This window comes from Rossellomorea aquimaris TF-12 (genome assembly GCF_001648555.1).
Classification (GTDB): domain Bacteria; phylum Bacillota; class Bacilli; order Bacillales; family Bacillaceae_B; genus Rossellomorea; species Rossellomorea aquimaris.
The window spans coordinates 358,635-383,121 of the sequence record NZ_LQXM01000030.1; the positions used below are offsets into that span (position 1 = coordinate 358,635).

The 24,487-nt window shown below is 37.6% G+C and carries 25 protein-coding genes; 12 read left to right on the forward strand and 13 right to left on the reverse strand.

The features are described from left to right. The first annotated feature begins 52 nt into the window (after positions 1-52). The 9 genes from IQI_RS18925 (at position 53) to IQI_RS18965 (ending at position 9,487) form a co-directional block, all read left to right on the forward strand. Positions 53-556, forward strand: a complete 504-nt coding sequence (locus IQI_RS18925) for an acyl-CoA thioesterase (RefSeq protein WP_064094225.1) — start codon at positions 53-55, stop codon at positions 554-556. Positions 557-787: 231 nt separating this feature from the next. After that, complete coding sequence (locus IQI_RS18930; protein WP_064094226.1) at positions 788-1,762, forward strand: BMP family lipoprotein; 975 nt, start codon at positions 788-790, stop codon at positions 1,760-1,762. Positions 1,763-1,785: 23 nt separating this feature from the next. Next, positions 1,786-3,444, forward strand: a complete 1,659-nt coding sequence (locus IQI_RS18935; RefSeq protein WP_064094227.1) for a methyl-accepting chemotaxis protein — start codon at positions 1,786-1,788, stop codon at positions 3,442-3,444. Positions 3,445-4,038: 594 nt separating this feature from the next. Continuing rightward, positions 4,039-5,043, forward strand: coding sequence for a rod-share determining protein MreBH (mreBH, locus tag IQI_RS18940; protein WP_064094228.1), 1,005 nt, complete (start codon positions 4,039-4,041; stop codon positions 5,041-5,043). A 352-nt stretch (positions 5,044-5,395) separates the two neighbouring features. Further along, positions 5,396-5,962: an RNA polymerase sigma factor gene (locus IQI_RS18945; protein ID WP_064094229.1), complete on the forward strand. Its 567-nt coding sequence runs from the start codon at positions 5,396-5,398 to the stop codon at positions 5,960-5,962. Next, positions 5,959-6,693: an anti-sigma factor gene (locus IQI_RS18950; RefSeq protein ID WP_064094230.1), complete on the forward strand. Its 735-nt coding sequence runs from the start codon at positions 5,959-5,961 to the stop codon at positions 6,691-6,693. The genes IQI_RS18945 and IQI_RS18950 overlap by 4 nt, the downstream gene beginning before the upstream one ends. A gap of 375 nt (positions 6,694-7,068) precedes the next feature. After that, positions 7,069-8,424 carry a hypothetical protein gene (locus tag IQI_RS18955; RefSeq protein ID WP_064094231.1) on the forward strand — a complete coding sequence of 452 codons (1,356 nt, stop codon included), beginning with the start codon at positions 7,069-7,071 and terminating at the stop codon, positions 8,422-8,424. A gap of 66 nt (positions 8,425-8,490) precedes the next feature. Next, entirely contained in the window at positions 8,491-9,141 is a 651-nt protein-coding gene (locus IQI_RS18960) for a class F sortase (RefSeq protein WP_231893466.1), read from the forward strand. 118 nt (positions 9,142-9,259) lie between these two features. Continuing rightward, positions 9,260-9,487: a hypothetical protein gene (locus IQI_RS18965; protein WP_064094232.1), complete on the forward strand. Its 228-nt coding sequence runs from the start codon at positions 9,260-9,262 to the stop codon at positions 9,485-9,487. 39 nt (positions 9,488-9,526) lie between these two features. Here IQI_RS18965 and IQI_RS18970 read toward each other — a convergent pair whose 3' ends face one another. The 12 genes from IQI_RS18970 to queF form a co-directional block, all read right to left on the reverse strand. Continuing rightward, the gene (locus tag IQI_RS18970; protein WP_064094233.1) at positions 9,527-10,606 is read right to left on the reverse strand and encodes a nitric oxide synthase oxygenase; all 1,080 of its coding nucleotides are present in this window, start codon (positions 10,604-10,606) and stop codon (positions 9,527-9,529) included. A gap of 140 nt (positions 10,607-10,746) precedes the next feature. Beyond that, positions 10,747-11,718, reverse strand: coding sequence for an NAD(P)/FAD-dependent oxidoreductase (locus tag IQI_RS18975; protein WP_064094234.1), 972 nt, complete (start codon positions 11,716-11,718; stop codon positions 10,747-10,749). A 17-nt stretch (positions 11,719-11,735) separates the two neighbouring features. Then, positions 11,736-12,560 (reverse strand): VanW family protein, encoded by an 825-nt coding sequence (locus tag IQI_RS18980; protein ID WP_156509955.1) that lies wholly within the window; start codon positions 12,558-12,560, stop codon positions 11,736-11,738. 329 nt (positions 12,561-12,889) lie between these two features. Continuing rightward, positions 12,890-13,276: a hypothetical protein gene (locus IQI_RS18985; RefSeq protein WP_064094236.1), complete on the reverse strand. Its 387-nt coding sequence runs from the start codon at positions 13,274-13,276 to the stop codon at positions 12,890-12,892. Between the two features lie 144 nt (positions 13,277-13,420). Next, positions 13,421-13,660 (reverse strand): hypothetical protein, encoded by a 240-nt coding sequence (locus IQI_RS18990; protein ID WP_064094237.1) that lies wholly within the window; start codon positions 13,658-13,660, stop codon positions 13,421-13,423. 127 nt (positions 13,661-13,787) lie between these two features. Next, positions 13,788-15,671: a ribosomal protection-like ABC-F family protein gene (gene abc-f / locus IQI_RS18995; RefSeq protein WP_064094238.1), complete on the reverse strand. Its 1,884-nt coding sequence runs from the start codon at positions 15,669-15,671 to the stop codon at positions 13,788-13,790. A gap of 190 nt (positions 15,672-15,861) precedes the next feature. Then, entirely contained in the window at positions 15,862-15,975 is a 114-nt protein-coding gene (locus IQI_RS21275) for an RAxF-45 family protein (protein WP_328585754.1), read from the reverse strand. A gap of 80 nt (positions 15,976-16,055) precedes the next feature. After that, positions 16,056-17,714, reverse strand: a complete 1,659-nt coding sequence (locus IQI_RS19000) for a DUF2339 domain-containing protein (RefSeq protein WP_064094239.1) — start codon at positions 17,712-17,714, stop codon at positions 16,056-16,058. Between the two features lie 304 nt (positions 17,715-18,018). Then, complete coding sequence (locus IQI_RS19005; protein WP_064094240.1) at positions 18,019-18,480, reverse strand: hypothetical protein; 462 nt, start codon at positions 18,478-18,480, stop codon at positions 18,019-18,021. 227 nt (positions 18,481-18,707) lie between these two features. After that, positions 18,708-19,556: a YitT family protein gene (locus tag IQI_RS19010; RefSeq protein ID WP_064094241.1), complete on the reverse strand. Its 849-nt coding sequence runs from the start codon at positions 19,554-19,556 to the stop codon at positions 18,708-18,710. A 233-nt stretch (positions 19,557-19,789) separates the two neighbouring features. Next, positions 19,790-20,689 (reverse strand): EamA family transporter, encoded by a 900-nt coding sequence (locus IQI_RS19015; protein WP_064094242.1) that lies wholly within the window; start codon positions 20,687-20,689, stop codon positions 19,790-19,792. 257 nt (positions 20,690-20,946) lie between these two features. Continuing rightward, entirely contained in the window at positions 20,947-21,444 is a 498-nt protein-coding gene (queF, locus tag IQI_RS19020; protein WP_064094243.1) for a preQ(1) synthase, read from the reverse strand. Between the two features lie 348 nt (positions 21,445-21,792). On the opposite strand from queF, the gene IQI_RS19025 reads away from it, so the two are divergent. The 3 genes from IQI_RS19025 (at position 21,793) to IQI_RS19035 (ending at position 23,654) form a co-directional block, all read left to right on the forward strand. Further along, positions 21,793-22,443, forward strand: a complete 651-nt coding sequence (locus IQI_RS19025; protein WP_064094244.1) for a cobalamin B12-binding domain-containing protein — start codon at positions 21,793-21,795, stop codon at positions 22,441-22,443. Positions 22,444-22,562: 119 nt separating this feature from the next. Beyond that, positions 22,563-23,060, forward strand: coding sequence for a hypothetical protein (locus IQI_RS19030; protein WP_064094245.1), 498 nt, complete (start codon positions 22,563-22,565; stop codon positions 23,058-23,060). A gap of 24 nt (positions 23,061-23,084) precedes the next feature. After that, a complete protein-coding gene (locus IQI_RS19035) occupies positions 23,085-23,654 on the forward strand; it encodes a beta-class carbonic anhydrase (RefSeq protein WP_064094246.1) in 570 nt (189 codons plus the stop codon). Between the two features lie 64 nt (positions 23,655-23,718). On the opposite strand, the gene IQI_RS19040 is transcribed toward IQI_RS19035, so the two are convergent. Then, positions 23,719-24,432 carry a 5-formyltetrahydrofolate cyclo-ligase gene (locus tag IQI_RS19040; RefSeq protein ID WP_064094247.1) on the reverse strand — a complete coding sequence of 238 codons (714 nt, stop codon included), beginning with the start codon at positions 24,430-24,432 and terminating at the stop codon, positions 23,719-23,721. Positions 24,433-24,487 lie beyond the last annotated feature (55 nt).

Consider the following 24,487-nt stretch of genomic DNA (forward strand, 5'->3'; position numbering starts at 1 on the left):
AATAGTAAAAGATAGTGAACTTTTCACACTAGATTACGGAGGTTGACTCTTAATGAGACAAAAAAAATTCATGAAAGAAACGAAAACGACAAAAACGACTCACGTTCTTCCACCTGATACAAATCATCACGGAACATTATTTGGCGGGAAATTAATGGCCTATATAGATGATGTGGCATCCATTGCTGCAACTCGGCATGCACGTAAGCCAGTAGTCACTGCATCAACGGATTCTGTGGATTTCCTTAAACCTATAAAGGTTGGAGACTCTGTTACTTTAGAGGCTATCGTTACGTACACGGGTCGAAGTTCTATGGAGGTATGCGTTAAGGTGACAACAGAAGTTCTTCTTACGGGAGAAACGAATGTAGCAGCCATTTCCTTTTTAACCTTTGTAGCAGTTGATGGTGATAAGACGGCGGTTGTTCCTGAAATCGTTCCAGAAACAGAAGAAGAGAAATGGCTTAACGAAACGGCTCAAAACCGTGCCGAACACCGAAAAGCTAGAAAAAAGCATAGTCAAGAACTTGCCGAGTTCTTTAAAAAAGCATACTAGTATTCAAAACAAACACTTAGAGTATTTATTACTCTGGGTGTTTGTTTTTTTTATTCCTTTCAAACCTTTACATTTTAATGATTCTACACTTGATACTTTTTTCCTATCATTTTTATTGAAATACCTCTTATAATTAGGTCCGTCCCTCCGATAATAGAGAGGTACGAACATGTCGGGAATGTACAAACTTGTTCGGGGATTTATTATTTTATTTTATTTGGAGGTAAAGATTTGAAGAAGTTAGGGATGATATTTCTTGTTGTGATGATGGTGATGGCAGGTTGTTCACCAGCACAAGAAGAAAGCAGCAAAGAGAAACAGCATACAATTGGAATTCTTCTTTCTGATACAGGGTTAGGAGATGGTTCCTTTAATGATTCAGCCTTTCGAGGGTTAGAACGTGCTCGAGATGAGCTAGGTATTCTATTTGATTATCGCGAGGCTCCAGACGGAAACTTTGAAGAGGCTCTTCAAGAGCTTGTGAAGCAAAAGCATGATCTTGTCATTGGACTTGGTTTTTCCATTCAAGAGGCGATTGAAAAGGTTGCTCAAGATAATCCAAACCAACAATTTTTATTAATCGATGGTTACTCAGAACTTGATAATATTACGTCCATTACCTTTAAAGAACATGAAGGGAGCTTTCTCGTTGGAATGGTTGCAGCCATGAAAACGAAAAGTAATACTTTAGGTTTCATAGGTGGAGCAGATGTCCCTGTTATCCAGCGGTTTGAAAAAGGATTTGAACAAGGAGCTAAATACATCAATCCATCTATTAAAATACTTAAAGACAATGCCAATAACTTCGGTGATGCAGAAATTGGTCGTGCCCTTGCAGAGAAGCAAATGGAACAAGGAGCAGATTTTCTTTATCCAGCCGCAGGTTTTACAGGAGTCGGTGCCATTCAAGCCGCTCAACAAAAGGGGAAGTTTGCCGGCGGAGTCGATTCGGATCAATATTTCATCGCTGAGAAAGCAGTCGTCACTTCCATGGTTAAAAAGATTGATAATGCCGTATTCAACATATCAGAGGAGTTACTCTCTGACAAAAAATCAACACAACAATCATTCGAATTAGGTCTTACAGAAGACGGTGTTGGTTTGGCACCCATTCGTGTTCTAACTTTATCTGATGATGAAAAGAAACAGATTGAAGATGCTAAAAATAAAATTATTTCTGGAGAAATTTCCGTTAATATGCAATAAAAACCACCTAAGGAGTAACATATATGAGGCTAAAAAACAGATTATTGATTTTAGGGCTTATCCCCCTCATCCTTTCTACCTTCATTATTGGGTATATCGTGTCTCAATTGATATCGATACAAAGCTCGGCTAAGGATGATGTACAGGTTTTACTAGAAACTGAGCAATTAAGAGGAGATCTTATCGTTACGAAACAGGCTCTATCTAATTACTCTGTGAATTCAACAGAAGAAAATAAACTAGCTGTTGAGAATTTATTAAATGACTCCTCTTCTCAAATTAACGAATTAACCGCTCTTCTTTCGGTAAAAGAGCAACAAAACACACTAAACACTATTGAAAAAAAGTTCAAAGATTTAAGAACTATTTCAGAAGATGCCCTTAAAGCAAGTAATAAAGCAGAGATCAAGCGTCAATCCATTCGTATATCAGGTGTCTTAAATGATATGTACTTATTGACCAAACAAACGAATGATTGGTACCAGTCATTATTAAAAGAAAACAAACAAAAAATCTCTTTCATTGTTTGGGCTTCGATCATTGGGTTTTTACTGACGGTTCTCCTTTCACTTGGAGCTTCAACGATTCTTACTCAGCGAATCGTACGTCCCTTAAATGCTATGGTTCTAAATGCAGAAAAAATTGCAGATGGAGACTTAACCATTACATTGAAAAATACGAATCAAAAAGATAGTAAATTCGAGGTAATAAAATTAGAAAAAGCATTTACTCATATGGTGAATAACCTTCGGAATACTGTTCAATCTGTTCATACAATTGGAATCAGTGTTGAGAAATTCACTCATGATGTACAAGACCAAATGAACAGTCTTGCTGAAGGAAGTCACCAAGTAGCTACCTCCACTGAAGAATTAGCGAGAGGCAGTCAGTCTATCTCAGAGGATGTTCAAGAAACAGCTGCTCTGATGTCTGTAATGGCAGATGACTTTGCTGAAAACGTAAAGCAAGGTCAAGAATCAGCTGCCAACAGTAAGATTGCCCTTCAATCCGTCCAGCATGGTCGCTCTTCTTTAGATAAACAGAAGGAATTCGCTGAAATGATTGCAACATCATCTTCATCTATTAAACAGTCCATCGAATCCTTTGCCCAGTATGCTGGTGAAATTGAACATGCATCTCACTCCGTTAAAGAAATTGCGGATCAAACCAATCTCCTTGCCCTTAATGCAGCTATTGAAGCCGCAAGAGCCGGAGAAGCTGGAAAAGGATTTGCTGTTGTAGCAGAAGAAGTTCGTAAACTAGCTGAAGATTCTTCTGTTGCTACGCAGCGTATAGGAAATATGGTGGCAAACATTAAGCAAGGTATTCATTCGATTATGGAGGCTTCAGAGCAAGGAAACTCCCTTTCCAATCAACAAGTAGACTCTATGCTCGTTACCGAGAATGCATTTGAAGACATATCAGGCAATGTTTCCTCCATTTATGAAAAACTGACAAAGCTGGAAAATGCGATGCAATCTTCAAATGAGAGAACCACTCAAGTCATTGAAGCCGTTGAAAACATATCAGCCATCACTGAAGAAACAGCCGCTGGTACGGAAGAAATTTCGTCCTCTACTGAGGAGCAGCTTCGATACTTCGATCAAATGAAAGAGCAGGTACAGCATCTAAACACGATGACCATTGAAATGAAAAAACAGCTGGAACGCTTTACACTTTAATAGTAGGATTTAGAAACGCTCGGATTTCTTATCTGAGCGTTTTTATTGTAGGTTAATTTGTGATGGCACCTGCACTCCAATTGGGGTAAAGTGTAAAACGGATTGTTTTTATTCTGCACCGGCTTGATTTCTCTAATCTCCGGATCGTTTCTACCAGATTGTGGATCGATTTTAGCCGAATGTGGATTGATTTCTTCCGAGAAAACCTCGTTTTTCACCTAATATCCCTAAATCTATTAGAATTACCAGCATTTACACTCAGAATCCACTCAAAACATATCATCCAAGAACCATTTGGTTATCCCCTTTAATATCCCCACCACCTTCCTACTAGTCTATTTATCCTCCGTTTTTGTTACAGAACGTTTAAATCTTTTTAACGAAGAAATATTCTTTCAACAGACCAATATACGTATATGGGTATCAAAAACAGCTATATAATCACTCTTTTTCTCAAAAATGAAAGCCTGTAATCTGTCACACTTTGTAATATTTTGTCGGTGGTAAATTTCTCCACATTCATTACCCTCTAAAATCTCCTATACTGTATAGAAGGTTATACTGTGTAGAATTCTTATAGTTGGAGGAATACTGATGTTATCAAACTCTGAAATTGGGATCGATTTAGGAACTGCAAATATACTTGTGTATAGTAAGAATAAAGGAATAATTTTAAATGAACCTTCTGTTGTTGCTATCGACACAGAAACTAAAAATGTATTAGCTGTCGGAACGGAAGCGAAGAGCATGATTGGTAAAACACCAGGAAAAATTGTGGCTGTTCGCCCTCTTAAAGACGGAGTCATTGCAGACTTTGATGTAACGACTGAAATGTTAAAACAAGTGATGAAAAAAGCGAGTAAGAAACTAGGCTTCTCTATCCGAAAGCCAAATGTAGTCGTATGTACTCCTTCTGGTGCAACAAGTGTTGAGCGCAGAGCCATTCAAGATGCTGTAAGAGGCAGCGGAGCGAAATCTGTTACTCTTATTGAAGAGCCTGTCGCTGCTGCTATTGGAGCAGACTTACCAGTTGATGAACCTGTTGCTAATGTAATTGTTGATATTGGTGGAGGTACTACTGAAGTAGCCATCATTTCATATGGTGGAGTCGTTTCTTGTAACACCATTCGCATCGGTGGAGATCAAATGGATGAGGACATTGTTCACCATGTTAGAAAGCGTTACAACCTTCTTATTGGTGAAAGAACAGCAGAAAATGTAAAGATTGAAGTTGGACAAGCCCTGATTGATCATGAAGAAAGATCAATGGAAATTCGCGGTCGGGACTTAGTAACGGGGTTACCAAAGACGATTGTTTTATCTTCAACTGAAATTCAAGACGCTTTAAAGGAGTCCCTTCTTCATATCTTGGAAACCATTCGTGCCACATTAGAGAATTGTCCACCTGAATTGAGTGGAGACATTGTCGACCGAGGTGTCATTCTTACTGGTGGAGGCGCATTGTTGAATGGACTTCAAGACTGGTTAAGTGAAGAAATTGTTGTACCAGTTCATCTAGCACCGAATCCTCTTGAATCGGTTGCAATTGGGACAGGACGCTCATTAACCGTAATTCATAAGTTACAAAAAGTAAAATAATGAACATGCCGTTCAGATTTATTCTGAACGGCGTTTTTTTGCTCTTTCGCAATGATTGTTGTTTAAAGCTGATTTATGCTGCAGGTGCAAAACTCCAGCAGCGTAAATCAACAACTACTTTCTCCTCTAATATAACAATAACCTCAATGTTAAATTTCTCCCTTTCCACCCTATTCTACCCCCATACTCAACACACAATATTTTTTCGCAATCAGATATATTACCCCTCTTCAATTCTCTTTAAACCAAAGTGATCCAAATTCCTCTTTCATACGTTAGCTTCTTAGAAATTGAGATACCTTGGATTTTCTAGTATCCTTAAACTATTCATGTCAAACTTAAGGAGCATACTATGTCCGAAGAACTTAAGGATATTGATTTATATCAAAAGATATTAAATCAAAAAGATTCATCTGCGTTACGAAGTTTATATCAGAAGTATGAGAAACTCATTTATTCTTTTTCTTATAAAATGACACAAGATCGAGAAATTGCTGAGGAAGTCATTCAGGAAGTGTTTTTAAAGCTATGGAAAAAACATTCTCCTTATGATAGCACCAAAGGAAAATTCTCTTCCTGGTTATTAACCATGACACGAAATTCTTGTTTAGATGCTCTTAGAAAAAGAAAGAAGCATGAATCTGTTGAGTATATTGAAAAAGATTCACTTCAGATTAGTCATGAAACGCCTTCAGACTTATTAGAATGGAAGGAAAAAGGTTCAGCAATCAGAGACTGTATCAGCCTTTTAAAAGGCGATCAACAGAAAATTGTTGAGCTGTTCTATTTTAAAGGGTTAACTCAGCAGTCCATTGCTGATCATTCTGATCTTCCACTTGGAACTGTTAAAGGGCGAATTCGTTTGGCTTTAAAACATTTACACACTTGCCTTAAAGGGAAAGGAGGTATTTTCGAATGACTCAACACCAATGTGATCAGCTGCTGGATTATTTCAATGGACATTTATCACAGGTTGAGAAAGCAGCATTCGAAAAGCATTTGGCTACTTGTTCCTCTTGCCAGGAAGAGTTGATAGAATATCAACAGCTAGCAGACTATTTGCCTTATGCTACGAATCCTATCGAACCTCCGAAAGGCTTGGAAGAACGAGTTTTTTCTCACATTTTCAAAGAAGAGAATCCTACTCACATAGATATACAACGAGAGCCTAGGTCAAGCAGACAAAAACGAATGAAGTGGATATTCCCTTCCGTAGCTGCTATCTTCGCGTTGTCTCTCATAGGAAATATTTATTTATATAATGAAATCAACAACGAGGTTAAGCCTCCAACAACAGAGCAAGCTACTATTGATAAGGTACTCAAATCAGTAAATCTTGCAGCTGTTGAAGGTGAAGCTACAGGGACAGCAAGCTTAATCCAACACGGTGAGCAAACGAGCATGGTAATTCAGGCTTCTCAATTAAAGTCATTATCAAACAATGAAGTTTACCAAGTATGGTTGATTAAAGATGATAAACCTGAACGTGCAGGTACATTTATCTCTACTAAAGATGGAAAAGGTTCAGTCGTATATAGTATTAGTGAAAATCTGACTGAAAAAGATTGGGACACTGTTGCCATTACCCTGGAACCAGATGCCAATAGTCAAACTCCAAAAGGAAGTATTGTGCTGGCCTCTGAATTGTAAAAACATCCGATTATTTCGTTTCCCGAAAATAAATACAAAACTTTTAAAAGCTCAGGAGCCTATTGGCTGCTGGGTTTTTTTCATTTATTCACTTTCTGTTTTGATTCGAATGTTCTACTTATTGTTTAGGTCTAAAATACCCAGGGAATACACCTAAACATAAGACAGTAGTTATACAAATATATAACAAATATTAAACACTCTATTTTTTTACCTATAATTAAAGGATACACAAGTAAAAGAGATTACATATCTAACCACTTTCAACCTACTTAATAAATCTTTTAAAATATTTTTCGAAAAATAGTGATCCATCGTTTAACTTCTGTCGTTAGCTTTACGAAAATATAAAAAAACTAAAGGAGAGATTTGATTATGAAAATGAAAAAAGGTTATCTTGCCATCCCATTAAGTATGACTCTTATGATTCCAACAGTAGGTTCTGTATCTGCACACAACGGGGAAGATCACAGTCACGATGCAAAAGTAGATACGCCAGCAGGAGAATTAAGAACTTCTTTAGATCATTTACTTACAGAGCACGCATACTTAGCAGTCGAAGCAATGAGAAGAGGAGCTGAAGGTGCTGAAGATTTCGATGCAGCCGCTGGAGCACTAAATGATAACGCCGCTGACCTTAAAGGAGCCATCGCTTCTGTATATGGTGAAGAAGCTGGTAATCAATTTAATAAAATCTGGACGAATCATATTGGATTCTTCGTCGATTATGTAAAAGCTACTGGAGCAGATGACCAGGAAGCAAAAGATAAAGCATTAGCAAACCTAGCAGGCTATAAATCAGAGTTTTCTAAATTCCTTGAATCAGCGACTGGAGAACGTTTAGAATCAGATAGTTTAGCAGAAGGTTTACAAATGCATATTAACCAACTAATTGGTGCTTTTGACAGCTATGTAGCTGGAGATTATGAAAAGGCTTACGAATACGAACGTCAAGCTATCCATCATATGAGTATGGTATCAAAAGGATTATCCAGTGCCATCACTGACCAATATCCTGACAAATTTGAAAATACAATGGCTGTAACGCCAGCAACTGATTTACGTTCAACATTGAACCACTTACTAACTGAGCATGCCGCTTTAGCCACAATGGCAATGCAAAATGGTATTGATGGATCAGAAGACTTTGACGCATCTGTTAATGCTTTAAACACTAATACTGAAGATCTTGCAGCAGCGATTACCTCTGTATACGGTGAAGAAGCTGGTATGCAATTTCAAGATATGTGGAGTAAGCATATTGGATTCTTTGTAGACTATGTAAAAGCTACTGGAGCTGAAGATGAAGCCGCGAAAGAAGAAGCTCTTCAGAATCTTGATGGTTACCGTGCTGAATTCTCAAATTTCCTTGAAACGGCAACGGACGGCCGCTTAAAATCTGATGCTCTTGCAGAAGGACTACAAATGCACGTAATTCAACTTACTGGAGCATTCGATAGCTATGCAGCTGGAGACTATGAAAAAGCTTGGGATGAAATCCGAATGGCTTATGAGCATATGCTAAATCCGGCAAAAGGATTATCAGCAGCATTCACTGATCAATTCCCTGACAAATTCAAAGCTACAATGCCTTCAGATATGCCGAACACTGGTATGGGTGGAACAGCTGACCAAAACCAATTCCCAATTGAATTTCTACTGGCAGCACTAATGGTCATCGCTGGTGGAACAACACTTGGAATGAAAAAATACGCTTCAAACAAACAATAATCCTAACAAGAGGGACGGACCTATAAGGTCCGTCCCACAATGTGAAGATGAAAGGAGTGGCTTCACATGTTGTATTCTATGAGAGCAGCATTCCTTGTGCTTGTACTAATGACTATTTCTGCATGCAGTGCCGGAATAAATATGAATAATACAGCGGATGAGCCTAAAGAAAAGGCAACAGAACAGAAGGAAGAAAAAACAGAGAGACAAATGGCCAGTACGACAACAAAATCATCAGAATTTGCAAATACCATTGTCAAAGATGAACGTACAGGTATTGTCCCTGCATCCATTGAAATACCGGCCATTAATGTGAAAGCTCCATCAGTAGGAGTCGGCCTAAAGGAAAATGGTGAGATGGATGTAACCAAAAGCTTTGAAGAAACCTTTTGGTTTGACAAAGGCTACAAACCAGGTGAACCTGGAAATGCTGTCATCGGAGGTCATGTAGACAGTAAAGAAGGTCCAGCCATTTTTTATGATATAAAAAAACTTAAAGCTGGAGACGAAGTCATCGTGACGAGTAAAGACGGAGAAAAAAGAACCTTTGTTGTTACTGATAAAAAAGAATTCCCTTGGGACGAAGCTCCCCTAAGATCCATCTTTGGATACTCTCACGCAAGCACTTTAAATTTAATTACTTGTACAGGCGACTACGACCGCGCGGCGGAGAATTACAGCAAACGTTTAGTTGTTTATACTAAATTAAAATCATAAAACAACGGCACAATTTTCATTGGTGCTGTTGTTTTATTTTCATGTTCATTTGGAGAGCCTTTATTTGGATAATTTCTAACAAGATAAGAAATGCTATTCATGAAGGCAGGTGCATGAAATGAACGAACAACAACTGGAAGACTTATTCAGCTTTTATGGACATGAAGATTTATACAGACGTTTTAAAACCCCTATATATGTAACTGGTATCCTCGATCATGTTGACACCGAACTATTAGAAGATTTTTTTGAAAACTTCACTCTAGATCATTCCATTTTGTTTGATGAATTCCGGTTTTGGTTTCAGTATTATGAAGTATCGAAACGCCCTCCTTTTACTTATTAAAAAAAGCTGTTTTCTGCAAAAACACAGAAAACAGCTTTTTTAATATGGTTTTTCTTGATAAAAATAATTCGTTTGATTCCAGGTATTATCGTAATCTTTATGAAAAACATGCGTCGTTGCAGGAGAAACTGGTGGAATAAGCCACGTCCAATCTCCTGTTACAGAACGGTCAGCATTCTTTTCATTTTCTTCGAACAATCGAAATTGCTGGGCTGCTGTATGATGGTCTACGATGTTTACTCGATCCTCTTTAAAGGAATGTAATACAGCAATATTTAATTCAATCAGCGCTTTATCCTTCCACAAAGTAGCTGCTCTAGAAGTATCTAATTTCATACAGCTTGCGACTTTTGGAAGGAGATTGTATCGTTGTTCATCCGCAAGATTTCGCGCGCCTATTTCTGTTTCCATGTACCATCCATTGAATGGGGCAGCTTTGTACGAAATTCCACCAATCTTTAATTCCATATCAGAAATAATAGGAACCCCATACCATCTTAAACCGAGGTCCTCAAACCAAGAAAACTCCGGATGGCGAAGTGGCACCTCCAACGCTAAATCTTTCTTAATTTCTTTCCAATGAGGCTTTTGATCCCCAATTTGAACGACCATTGGAAGCACATCAAAATTTGTTTTTGATCCGTTCCAACCAAGGTCTAAGCATTTTTTTGTAAATTCAACGGAATGTGGATCTCCAATATATGTCCCACTCTCTTCATAACCCGCATACCTAACAAGTTGGTGATTCCATAATCGAATTTCAGGCTGGTTCGGTTGAGATGGACGAAAAATTGTAATGGTTGGCCTTATTCTCCCTCCATTAGTTGCAAACTCCAAATGCCGCTCTAAAGAGTTGAACACTTCATCTGCTGTTGATGCATGACGTTGGTCAAATACATGTAAGGAATGCCAAAAAAGCCGTCCTATGCAGCGATTACTATTTCTCCATGCCATCTTTGCTCCATGCTCTAGTTCTTCCGTTGTATGTGTATAAGTGCCATCTGCCTGTAGTTCCTTCTCTATTTGTTGTATTCGAAAATCTATGTCAGATTCACTTTTATTTAATTCTTTATAGCACTGTTCAATAAAGGCTTTCGCCTCACTTAAAATCGGTGTCAATATAATCGCTTCCTCGCAATCTTATTCAGCGCATACTGTACCTTTTAGTATAACACTCTTATAGGGCTATTTTCGTTGGTACTTTTGAACAACCCTTGAAAGTTATTTGGTTAAAAATGAGAGGATGTTGAGCCAAACACTCACCCCTTTAAACAATCCACCATTCTCTCTCCTGCTGATATCCCTGACAAAAAAGCACTCTCAAATCGAGTACGTCCTGCTTCATCATTCTCTCTTAAAAATGCATCTCCACAAACTATGATTTTCCCCCGCTCTCCCAGTTCTATGTAAGGAGAGTGAAATACCTCTTTAGCCTCTGCATATTTCCAACGCTTCAATTGACAATGGACGAGAGAATTATTAGGGCCTGTATACTGCTCAACAATGGCTTTTATCTTCTCTAGAATAGATTGATCACTTTCTTCATAATGCTTTTCTGCCCATATTCCTGTCATATACACACTAATCGTTACAGTTTTTGAAATGCCTTTTTTCTGATGATCCACGATTCTTTCCACCCCGTCAGGAAGTTGTTCATCAAGATGACCTGGGGAAGGAATCGCACTTTCCTTTTCCAAAGTAAAGAGTCCAACTAACGAAGGGGCAAACGAAATTTGATTAAGCTGCTTCTTGTCAAACTCTGAATCGATTAGCTCAAATGCTTGTGGTGCTGGGGGCGTAATAATGACGTGTTTTGCATTTATTCTATCTCCATCATGGAATTCAATTTCGAGAGGTCCGTCCCTCTTTTCCCTAACGTGCAAGACCTGTGAGTTGAGTTTGGTTGGGAGGTGTTGGGCTAGTTTTTTGGTTAGGGTGTTCATGCCGTCTGTGCTGGTGTAGCGTGGGTATGGGTGACCAAACCATTTTTTGATCCAGCCTGCCTGGAGCCATTTTTCCACTTCATCTTGGAGTTCTTTTGAGCGTACGGTAAAGAATTGAGCTCCATGATCAGCCTTCCCTTCTCCTATTCTCCTTGTAGCAAGTCTTCCACCTACACTTTTGCTTTTTTCTAGTATGATAAAGTTTTCTATACCATTTCTTTTTAATATTGAAGCAGCCATTATTCCTGACAATCCTCCACCAATGAGGACAACGTCTTTAACATTCATTTCCTTCAAGCACCTCTCTAGACTGACTTTTGCTCTAATAATGGCTCGTACATCATAAGAGCATGATTTTCTGTAATAAACTGATCGTCTATTTCCACACGCTCCCGATTATACACTTTCCTATAAATTTGATTGTGACGTAAATACCCGCCCCAAAATTCATGGCTTATTCGGTGTTCCTTTTCATATACTTCATATGTATAAAGGGAAGGCGAGCTCGCTCTCCACTCTCCCACCAATTGTTGATCCGTTAGATAAACATGTAGTTGGTAGGTTGAATCCGTTTCATTCTTTATTTGTAAATCTAAGTAGTTATACGCACAGGTTGCCCCACTACCAAAGGGCTGGCGACGATTCGAATCAGGGAATACATCATAACTATGTCGATGCCTTTCAGTTACAGTAAGTGGTGTATGAATTGTCATCCAGTAAATCAGATTAGACAGCTGACACAATCCTCCCCCGATACCAGGTTTAAAGGATCCGTAGTACAGAACCATCCCATCCACATACCCCTTTCTCTTCGTTGTGTTACCGAGGGTCTTCCAATAGGAAAATGTCTCCCCGGGCTTGATGGTCAGCCCATCGAGTTCCTTCACTGCAATCTTCAAGTTTATTACTTTGTTTTGCTGATACCACATATCCACGTCCTTTAATTTTCTAAATAAAGGCGTCCTATGAGTGAAAATAACATTTCGCTGCAAAACCTTTTCCTTTACTTTAGCAAACGTTTCTTTCGATGTCTGCCATTGAATATATCGCTTCGTTCGATAATAACAGGTACCTAGAAACACACGAAATGCAGATCGCATTTTTGGTTTGTAATCTAAGGATTTGTACATTTTCATCACCTTATCTTTTACATAGAATAGTATTTTTGTCTATCAATTCAACCACTAAAACAAAAACCACAACCCAATACCAATACCTACTAGAATGTATCCCATCATCTTTTTATAAAACTGAAGAAAATGCCCTACTAACATTAGTAATATAGCTAACCATTTAAAGTTATATTACTCTCTGATAGTTTCAGCAATGTATCCAATCCAGGTGGAGAAAATTAAAAATAGAATGATAGTGGGATTAAGAAAGTAAGTCCTATCCTAACCACATTCATTAAAATCCTCCTTTTCTAATTAATTTAGTAGACTGCCAGTTCAAGAAGTTTCTACTCTTCTTCTCTTTTTAATGAAAGAGTTTCAGACCCGTCTTCCCAATTAATTGTCATTAGTAATTCCACATATTCTGGCGTATTTCTTTCATTTAGACTTTTCCCTTCGTTCATGAATACCCCTTCTTTATTTAATTCCACTCCACTTCTCCCACTTCCCCAGCTTGGAGCTTCTACTTGATATTCGATCATCCCTACATTCTCTGGCTTATCTCCTGTATAAGTGATAATTACATCTTCACTTTCCTGACCAGATGCTTTATGGACAACTACTTTGGCTTGCCAGTTCTCACTCGCTCCTTTAAAAGTAAGAGTGTCAGAAAGCTGACAACCTGGGATAATACCAGTTAACACTATTAATAAAATTAGACCATACCTACGCACAGAATCTTCCCCTTTGAACTGACTATTTTTTATGATCCTCTTAAACATTTATCCATATAACTCTTCACTCAACCTTAAACTCCACTGCCAAATCCACAGAGACATCTGTGTAAGCAGGATCTAAATTCAAACTTTCTAAATTGATTAGTGCTTGGAATGGTGTATAGCCTTATTAGCCATGTGAACAGCTTCTTTCGGCACATATACTTGATAAGTGGAGGCAAATCCATACCCTCCTCTTTCTCCTCCTCCAGAACTAATCGTTTTAGTTTTATACTTCACTCCTTTATTCTGTAGTCTTCCGATTATGTTAGAGTATTCTCCTACTTCTTGAGTAGAGTAATTCAGTTCCCATTTATTGAAAATTTTTTTAAGGTTGAACATACTAAATCTCCCATTAATTTGACATAATATTCTGCCATTATATAACTATGTCAATTTTAACATATTTTTCCTAACAATATAATAAAAGCAGTGGGTAAATTGAAACCCACTGCTTTTATCGCTTTGATTATAACAATTCCTCTAGCTGTTCATATTTTTTATCTCGTTCCTTTTCCATCCTTTCTTTTTCTGTGTAAAGCTCTTGGAGGGTATTTATATCTTCCTGCACTAATAATTTTTCCTCAATTAACAAGATTTCTTCTTCTAATCCCTCAAGCTCTCTTTCTAAATGCCCCATTGAAAAAAGCTTATTCTTAGGTTCAACTTTCTTTTCCACAGTCTTCTCTGTCTTCTTCAACTCTACAACGGGTTCTTCCTGCGGTAACAATTCATGAAGCTTTTCCTTTGCCCAGCTGTATGGTCCTTCAAAGGAAAAGAGCTTGTTGCTATGAATCCAGTAGGTTTTCTTAAACAGCTTATTTAAAAAATAGCGATCATGGGAAACAGCTAATATGGTTCCTTTAAAGTCTTCTAACGCATCCTCTAATACTTCTCTGGAATCGATATCGAGATGATTGGTTGGCTCATCCAGGACTAAAAAGTTAATATCCTGATGCATAAGCTGAGCTAATCTTAGCCTCATTTTTTCTCCTCCGCTTAGCTGTCCAACCTTTCTAAACACATTGGGACCATAAAAGAGAAACCTGGCTAGAATGTGACGGGCATCTCCTTCTGCTACGGGAACTTCTTCCCTGAACGCGTCAATTAACCGGGCATTAGGGTCAGCAACAGTAAAGTGTTGCGATAGATAACCAAGCTTTACATTGCTTCCGATTTTCACCTCTCCACTGTCAGGGGATTGTTGCTCTAAAAGCATTTTCACGATGGTGGATTTGCCTGTTCCATTTTGTCCAACAATGGCCGTTCGATCCTTGAAATGGACAAGGATATTCGCTTCATTAAATAAAGATTTTTCTCCAAATGCTTTTGAAACATCCTTCATGGAAAAGACAACTTTCCCACTTCGATCAGTTTCTTCAAATTCTAACCCCATTTTCTTGCGATCTAAGATAGGGCGCTTAATTTTCTCCATTCTTTCTAATGCCCGTTCCATATTGCGAGCTCGTTTGTGCAAGGCTTCATTGGGAGGATTGGCTTGGTTTGCCCACTCTCTCAGCCTTTTGATGGCTTCTTTCATTTTCTTTATTTTCTTCTGCTGCTCTTGATACACTTGGAATTCAATCATCAAGCGTTCTTCCTTCTCTTTTACAAAACCAGAATAATTGGTGTGGTATATGGTTAGCTCTCCGTCTTCCAGGTCAAACACCTTCGTGATGATATGATCAAGGAAATAGCGGTCATGGGAAATGCATACGACGGTGCCATCATAATCCTTTAAAAATTCTTCCAGCCACTCAACCGCTCCAATATCTAAATGATTCGTCGGCTCATCAAGTAGTAATAAATCAGGATTTTGAAGAAGTATTAGACCTAAGCAAAGCTTCGTTTGTTCTCCGCCACTACACTGATTGAAGTCCATTTCTAACAGATTATTGACTTCTAATCCATTGACAATTTTTGAGATATTCGAGTCAATCTCATATCCTCCAGATAAGGTAAAATGATCCTGCAATTTTCCGTACTCCTCCAGCAGCCCATTGAGAAGATCAGGGTTTTCTTCCTTCCCCATTTGTGCTTCTAATTCTTTCAAACGTTCCTCTGTTCGTAACAAGTCTTTGAATGCAGAGCGTAATACATCAATTCCTTTCGTCCCTTCTGGATATTGAGGAATCTGAGCGAGATAACCAATCTTTGCTCCTTTTTTCATATGGATCTGACCTTGGTCAGGAGTCTCTACACCTGATAATAATTTAAAAATGGTTGTTTTCCCTGTTCCATTTCGACCGACAAGGCCGATTCGTGATCCTTCTGGTATTTCAAAAGATAAGTTTTCAAATATTAAATGACCACCAAACATTTTACTTAATTGTTGTGCACTACATAGTATCATTTTCCTCTTCCTTTCACCGGTTCAAAATAAGGAGTAAGAGGATCTCGCAAATATAAAAAATAGCCAGATGTAAGCGAAGGCTCACTTCTGGCTATAAAAGAGCATGAAAAAAGAGAGCATCCGCCCTCTTTCCATTTCCTTATAGAAAAGTTACTGGAATTGAGACCTCTTACCGTTCAAGTATTCATATTCATTTGCTAAAAAAGGGCATACGTGTCCCTTTGAATGCAAATACATGAAAAATTGCACGGCACATATGAATAAAGTCTAAAAACTTACCACGCAATCCTACTGAACGATTCATCTCAATTCCACCTCCTTTTCATTAAAACGATTATTTATATTGTTATTATATAATTTTTCAGAATGCTTTTGCAACTTGTTTTATGTCTTTTTGTATAGTACTCTCGATAGAATTAGTCCAATTACACCAATTGGAATCAGGATCATCGCTCGAATCGTAAAGTCTAGGAAGACTAAATCGGCTAAGAAAAATTTTACTAAAGCCAACCCTAAAAAGCCGATTCCTACCCATCGATAAAAGACATCCTTTTTGCTTTCTCCAACAATCAAGTACACGATAGAAAAAGCTGCGATGGCTACTGTAAACGCAGTGGTTCGCGGTGTGTAATCCCAACCAATCACAATGAAGTCTGTTGTCCTTAAGACTAAGAAAAATACTAAACCTGTTAACACTGTTTTAATAGCGACAATTGAAACATTTAAGAACGAAGAATCTCTTTTATTGTAATAGGTAAATAAATAGGTGTAGCCAAAGGCTAGTGCAAAAATGGGCAGCTCCTTTGATAAGAAGTCTTCTGATGTTCCCACCAACACCCCTAAGAACGAAAACATGATTAATAAATAAGAACCTGCTAACCCTAAGTAGCTCTCTCTTCTCCCCGACAACCAAAGTAAAGCCATGGCTTCAACAGCAATCAAAACAAACGTCCACTCATAATCGAATAGCTCAAATACAAACAGAATCAATTGAAGGAATCCAAGTACCAGCAATACATCCTTCGTCTGTTTCTTTTCCTTCGGCTCTACATAAGAAATCCCGATATATAGTCCAGCCAGTATTCCATAATAATAAAGAGGAATTTCTGTATAGATTGTATTTAATAAACTAAGTAAAATAAAGCTTCCAGAAGCAAGAGCCGGAATCATCTCTGCACTAACACGTTCATCTCGATTTAACACAATTAAGAATAAGATGTAGGCATGTTGAATCGCAAATGGAATAAAGACCGTAAAGGTAATCTCCCCTACACCAAAGGATGCGAAGAAAAACAGAGAAAAATACAGTAAGTAATAATGAATATTCCATGCAAAACGATAACGTTTCATTGTGCTGAAGGTCATTAAAATGAAAAACAGAACTAACTCATAGCCATAGAATAACCACTCATTTCGTTCATCTCCTGCAAAAATAAATGGGAACAAATATGCACCTATACCGATTAAGCAAAGAATAAGCTCGGACCCGTGTTTATGAGATAACCATAGTCCCGCTGAAATAATGAGAATTAGTAAAAGATTCGTTCCGATTCCACCAATGTATCCGTAAAGAACATTAGCTGAAAACAAAGTAATAACCCCAAGGACAATACTTCCTGACAATAAAGTCACGCCTAGCTTACGTTGGTCTTTAATGGATCGCTCCCCTAAAACATACATTACGATACTGATCAGTGCACCGGTAAGAACCCTTAAACTCGGCGTAATCCACCCATTTTGAGAAGCAGCCATGAATCCCCACACACTACCAATTAATAATACGAACAAAAATACTTTCGGCAGCCACCATTCAACAGAGAAGTCAAAGGTCTCTTTGTCTTTAGTGAAATCACTCGATTCTGTTTGGTTTTTCATTGGAAACACAGTACTTGCCTTAAGAACCTCTCTCTGTTGAACGTGAGAATGATCTTCACCTGTCTCACTCTCACTTTTCACACTCATTAACTGCCTCTTAACAGAATATAATTCTCTCTCTAAGGAATGAATACGCCTTTCCAACTGTTCAAACTCTTCTTTTTCCATCCCTACACCCCCTTGATGTTATTTTACAATAAAAGTGTAATATTTTCCTTTTATTTTTTTGAAAAATAGAAAAATATTATGAATGGATTAGAAAGATCTCTTTTACAGCAAAACAAAAAGCTTCATACGTTAAAAGTAACGCGTTCAGTTTGGAGTATAAAGTTATAGCACAATGGATATAGCATCCGAATGAACCAATAAAATCACACTATAGTTAGCACTGAATAAAAACGCTCAGAAATTTTAATCTCCGAGCGTTTTTATTCAGGTTTTATTCAATTCATCCCGTGAACAATTCTCATTTTTAATTGATAGGAGGATTATATTTTTCAATTAAATCATTCCATGAACCATTAAAACCTGTCCATTGACCGTTCTCGAATATTCCTAACACTTCACCTTTTCCTGATATAAATTTAATTATCATATCATCGTCTTTATACGTAGTTATTGGAAATTTAACTTTTATAGATTTGATTTGATTATTCTCTCCTAAAAACATTTCGTAATCAGAAGCATCATCAAGACCTTTTAGCACTTCATCGCCTATCAATGAATATTTCATTGAGTGACGCAATTCCTGAGCCAATCTCATTTGTTGATACAAAGTCTGAAATATTTCGTCAAAAGTTATGACTTTTGTTTCGTTTGTAACTTTTTTATTATTGTTGAATGAATACAGTTTTGTATGAGCCACTATTTGCGATAGATTTGCCAATATGAGGATTAGAATGACCACACCCAATATGATACTCAGTTTTTTCATGGATTTGTTCCCCTATCTTTATCATGATTGTTGCCTTTTTAATACAACTCTACTGCCAGATAGTTTAAGTACAATTATTATTCATATTATCACTTTAACATAAATATCCATTTCGCTTGTTGTTTGAAATCAACTAAACCAATAAAAATAAGCAGTCCCATTTGTTACTTGGACTGCTTAAAGTTTTATTATTTTATTTTTTGTCTAAAAGGATGATGCTTTTCCATCTATGCCAATCTCTTAAAGTTTTGTCCTAATATCTCATTCATCGTATGAACGGTGATAAAGGCTCGATTATCCACTTCAGTAATGTACCCTTTCAGTTTAGAAAAGTCTTTACGTCCAAGAATGGTCGTGATGACTTCTTTCTGATCTGATGTAAAGGCTCCAGTTGCCGTATGGATCGTGGCACCTTTCCCTAATTCATGTACGATATAGGATTTGATTTCATCGCTATATGCGCTGATGATCACTATTTCTTTATTTGAGTTAAATTGCTGCAATGCGTAATCAATGACAAGTCCGTTTAAGATTACTCCAAAGAATGCGTACATTCCGACTTGTGGACCGAACAGAACAGCAGAAGATAAAGCGATAGCTAAATCCGCTAACAGTACTCCTCGTCCTACTTCAATATTAAAATATTTATTAAAGATCAAGGCAACAATATCCGTTCCACCTGTTGAGGCTTGCTGATTGAAAACAATCGCCATGCCGATTGCGGCAATACACTGACCGATAATTAACTGTATGAGTATATCATCACTTAATGCTTGATTCATTGGTGCGAATCGTTCTAATATCCACACATAAAAAGAAAGGGCAAAGCTTGCATAAATCGTTTTGGCACCGAAATTGAAGCCAAGAAAGATAACACCAACGATAAACAGTACGATATTCGTTATGATCATAAAGGTTCCTAAAGACAGTCCTGGGAACAGATCATTTAGAATAATCGACAATCCACTTACTCCTCCTGTCGCTAAATTATTAGGCGATAAGAAAAAGTGAACATTTACTGAAACAAGAAATGCACCTAAATTCATCATTAAGAAAGAAAAGATTCTTTGTCGCATCACCGCAACCTCCTTTATTAAATGTATTTTTTCGTTTTCCGTAAAAAGTTGAACAACGGGATTATAAAGCCCATTGAGACCCTTTGTAAAGGGAATACGGTTAAAAAAATAAGGTTTAATAATTGTGAAAATTGAAAGGGTTTGCAGATGCGAGTCTGATAGGGTCCAGTTATTTTAACGTAAGAGCAGGTGTATCATACAAAAAATCCCCTTCAAAGATGAAGAGGATTTTTTCAACTAAACTGTTTTCGTGAATGAGTCGTTTTGAATTGAAGCTGTGGTATGGCAATCCCGAGGAGAATTAGAAAAATACCTATAAACTGTAGCAATGCTACATGTTCATGAAGAATCCACATTGCCGCCAGGATTGCAGCCGGTAATTCTGCTGCCCCAACAATGGTAGATATACTTGAATCTAAATGAGGTGTTCCCACTGCAAAAAAAATGACAGGAAGAATACTTCCGAATATAGCCACTAGCAGGCCAAAGTCTGCCATTTCAATGATTCCAACCGGCTCTTGTATAAAGGAAGGCTGAAAAGCAAGAAAGACGACGATTACACCACCCAATGTTATCACCATGCTTTTTTGTATGGTTGGTACTCCTTTGGCTACCTTTCCACTAAAAAAAAGAAATAAGGCAAAGGTGATGGCTGCAACAAAACCGTAGAAAATTCCTAATATGTTCCCACTCCATTGAAATCCGCCTGGAGCACCAACTCCTCCAGCGAGCAAAGTTCCCATCCATAAAAGTAGAACAGAAACGAGTTTTTTAGTGCTCGGCCATTTCTTCATGTATATCGATTCAATTACCAGTCCGATCCAAGTAAATTGAAATAACATCACCACTGCAATGGACGCAGGAACTTCATGAAGACTAAGCCCGTAAAAAATCCCGGTAATACTTAGAAGAATCCCAATTCCAAGAAGTGAATTCAACTGCTTCATGGATAATTTTACTTTTTTGGTAAATAGAAAGGCTAAGCAAAGCATTATTAACCCAAATAAATATTGAATCCCCGTTACTTCTGTTACTGTGTAGCCTTTAGCAAATCCTATTTTTACCACAGCAGCATGAATACCATAGCTGCTTGCTCCGATTAACACACAAAGGGCTGCATGTAAGGGTTTCAATCCTACTCCCCCTCTCCATTCTCTCTCGCAAGTATAATGCCTTGTTGTTTATTTCGGCAATAGAAATATTAATGTCTTTTTCTTGATCACCTTGATGCTCTCCCCACTCTAATAATAAAGCTCTTTTCAAAGTGTCCAGTAGTCAATTTTAGCTTTTATAATAGAAATGTTTTTTCTTTCGATTGTATTTTGTGACTATTGTTGCGAAAAGAGCCTAAATAAAAGAACGATCCTTCATTCAGGATCGTTCCTCACTCTTATCGATTATCTATCTTTTCAGGATACAAGTCGTGATTCATTAAACGGTGGTCTGCCATTGTTTCGTATTTCGTACCCGGCTTCCCGTAGTTACAATATGGATCAATGCTGATTCCACCACGTGGAGTGAACTTTCCCCATACCTCAATGTAGCGTGGGTCCATTAATTCTATCAAATCGTTCATGATAATATTCATACAGTCTTCGTGGAAATCTCCATGATTTCTAAAACTAAACAGATAGAGCTTCAATGATTTACTTTCAACCATCTTTTCACCAGGTATATAGCTGATGTAAATCGTTGCAAAGTCAGGCTGTCCTGTTTTTGGACAAAGGCTTGTAAACTCAGGACAATTGAACTTCACGAAATAGTCTCTGTTTGAATGTTTATTATCAAAGCTTTCCAGAATATGAGGAGCGTATTCAAATAAGTAATTCGTTCCTTGATTTCCTAATAATGATAGTTCTGTTAAATCTTCGTCTTTTCTTCCTGACATGTAAAAATCCTCCCTTTAAGTGCGACTCGAACTAAAGGAGGACATAGCATTTGCCTATGAATCATATATCAAGCTGTCATTTTGCAATTTCCTTTATTAGCTGTTAATCTTAAAGGATAATTGGCTTGAGTATTATGGCCTTTTTATTCATAGAACCATAGTTTTTTATAGAGGGTAAATGCTATGAACCTCTCTCAATTTAAGAGTTACATCTATCTTTACTGAGGTTATCATATATAACAATTGAGAGAAAGTCAATTCCAATAAAAATCGTCAAAAATGATGAAGGATTTACATGATTTTTATTGAATATACTACTTGTATTTTCACATTTCCAGGAGTGATGAAATGAACCAACTTGTCCAGACCTTCACCAAGTCAATTTTAACCGGAGACGTCCACGCCTTGTTGGATTTTCATTCGTCTTCTATACAATCTAAGATGGATGAGATAAATTTTTACGAAAAGGTTGTTAAACCTTCCATGTATCGAATTGGTGAGCTATGGGAAAAAAATCAAATCACCGTAGCTGACGAGCACTTAGCGACTGCTACACTTAAATATTTACTTGCTAGTCTGTATACCCCTCATGTCATAAATGAAACAAGTCCAAAGGCTCTTTTATTTTGCATAGAAGGTGAGGAGCATAGCTTAGGTTTAGAAATGGCCCACGAAGTGTTCAAGACAAACGATTGGAATACTCGTTTTCTAGGTTCAAATGTGCCAATTAAGGATATAGTAACGTTTATACAGTCTTGGGAACCACATACAGTGGCTATTTCTATTGGAATGACAACTGAATTACCACGATTGAAAGAATGTATCCAAGAAATTGAAAAGAACCACCCGAAAATGAACATTCTAATTGGTGGCAGACTCATTTCTCACTATACATTAAGCTTTTTAGAGACAGATCAAATAACATGTTTTGATGATTTATTTGAGTTAAACAAATACCTGGCTGATTTCTCTCAGCAAATGATTTCTCTTAAAGTATAACCATTTTTCATTAGGTTTCACTGATAGTTATCCCACATGTCACCTTCAACAATCAATGTTTTTTCGATTGAGTAGGGAGGGCTATAACGTCCGTTGACCTGTAATAAAGGAGTGATCATGTGGAAAATCTTCATTTATGTCCTATCCCTTATTTAATTTTAGATAGGAAATTCACTGTAATGGAAGCATCAAATTCAGGCTATTCTTTTATCAAGGATGGCGAGAATTTTTTATCTATAATAGAAGAAGAGAGTGCTCCTAAATTCTCTCGTATGATTCATAAAAACAGCACAGGGGAAATGGAATTAAATATTAAACAAAACTCTACCTTTGAGTTAGTTGAGTTATTTTACCAGTTTTCAGAGATGCAGCAAGCCTATCATGTTGCGATTATTTCAAAGGATACACAGTACAACAAGGTCTCTGAACAGATGAATGGACTTTTTGATCTGATGGGGAAATCAACCTTCCCTAGAAAAGAACCAAACCTTACTGATGTATTAGCTCAGGTTTCATCTCTTTATTTGAAACTGTCTAATACATCTGATTGGAATCGACAAGAAGTAATGAATAAGATTAAGGAAATTGAAAATCAGCTTCAGAAGAATGTAAAATAATTTATTATATAGGAGAGGTAAATGATGAAATTATTGACTAATATTCTTGAGTTCAACCAACAATTTGTTGAAGAGAAAGCATACGAACAATATCGCACCACCAAATTTCCTGATAAAAAATTAGTTATTCTTACATGTATGGATACACGCTTAGTTGAGCTACTGCCTAAATCAATGAATGTAAAAAACGGTGATATAAAAATCGTCAAAAACGCCGGTGCCCTTGTCTCTCATCCATTCGGAAGTATCATGCGCAGCCTTCTTGTTGCAGTGTACGAGCTTCAAGCAGATGAGGTACTCGTTGTTGGACACCATGATTGCGGCATGAGTGCTTTGGACAGTCACAGTCTGTTGGACAAAATTAAAAGCCGCGGAGTAACCGAAGATACCTTGAACACGGTAAACTACTCTGGTATCGACCTTCACGACTGGCTTAAGGGCTTCAATTCTGTTCAAGAAAGCGTCGCCCATAGTGTCGATATGATCAAACAACACCCACTAATGGACAAAAAAATACCTGTTCACGGCCTTGTCATCTCACCGGAAACAGGAAAACTTGATCTTGTTGTCGATGGATACGGAAACGAAGAGTAAAAAATGATAAAAAAGAGAGGGACGGACCTTAGGTCCGTCCCTCTCTTTTTTTATCTTTTTCCTTCTAGTTTTTCTCCAAGCTCTTCAATTCTTTCAAAATCGGCATTTCTTCCATTTCCTCTTGTGTTACATGTTTCCATTGTATTCCTTCAGGCTTCTCGTACGGCGTGTTTGTTTCAGATATCCCCTTCTCCGTCACGATATAATCGACAGCCAGATCATAAGAATCTCTCGGAATATCTTCTGAGACTAACTGTTCACTAATGATCGTGGTGATGACAGGGACAGGCTTATTTCCTATCTCCCTAATAATGGCATACTCCCTATCAGCATAGCCCTCTCCCTTCCCCAGCCTTCTTCCATCGGGATGAATCGCAACGGAACCGACTACAATTAGATCAATTTCTGGAATGTCAGTCAAAGGACTCACTTTCCCGTATGTATTCATATGCTTGATACTAGCCGCTTTTCTTTCTTCCCCATCTGGCACCCACTCCGGCTTAATCATAACAAAGCCATCCTTCAAGCGTGGTGTTGGAATAAGCAAAGTTTTTTTGTCCTTTAATACAGAAGCTCTAAGAGGAAGCTGGGGAGCATCAGGATTTACTTTTACCACTTGAGCATGTTGATAGACACCTAAACTTTGCACAAACTTAGCAGCACTTTCAGCTCCTTTAAAGTTAGGAATTCGATTCACTAACGGAAATGGGAAGCGGCCGAGCTTTTTCTCCGTAAGATTGTGCCAAACCATCTGTCTAATTTCATCTTTTGCTTTCATTAATTTCCCTCCCTTTTTAATAAATCCTATAAAATAAATAATTGCAAAAACAATT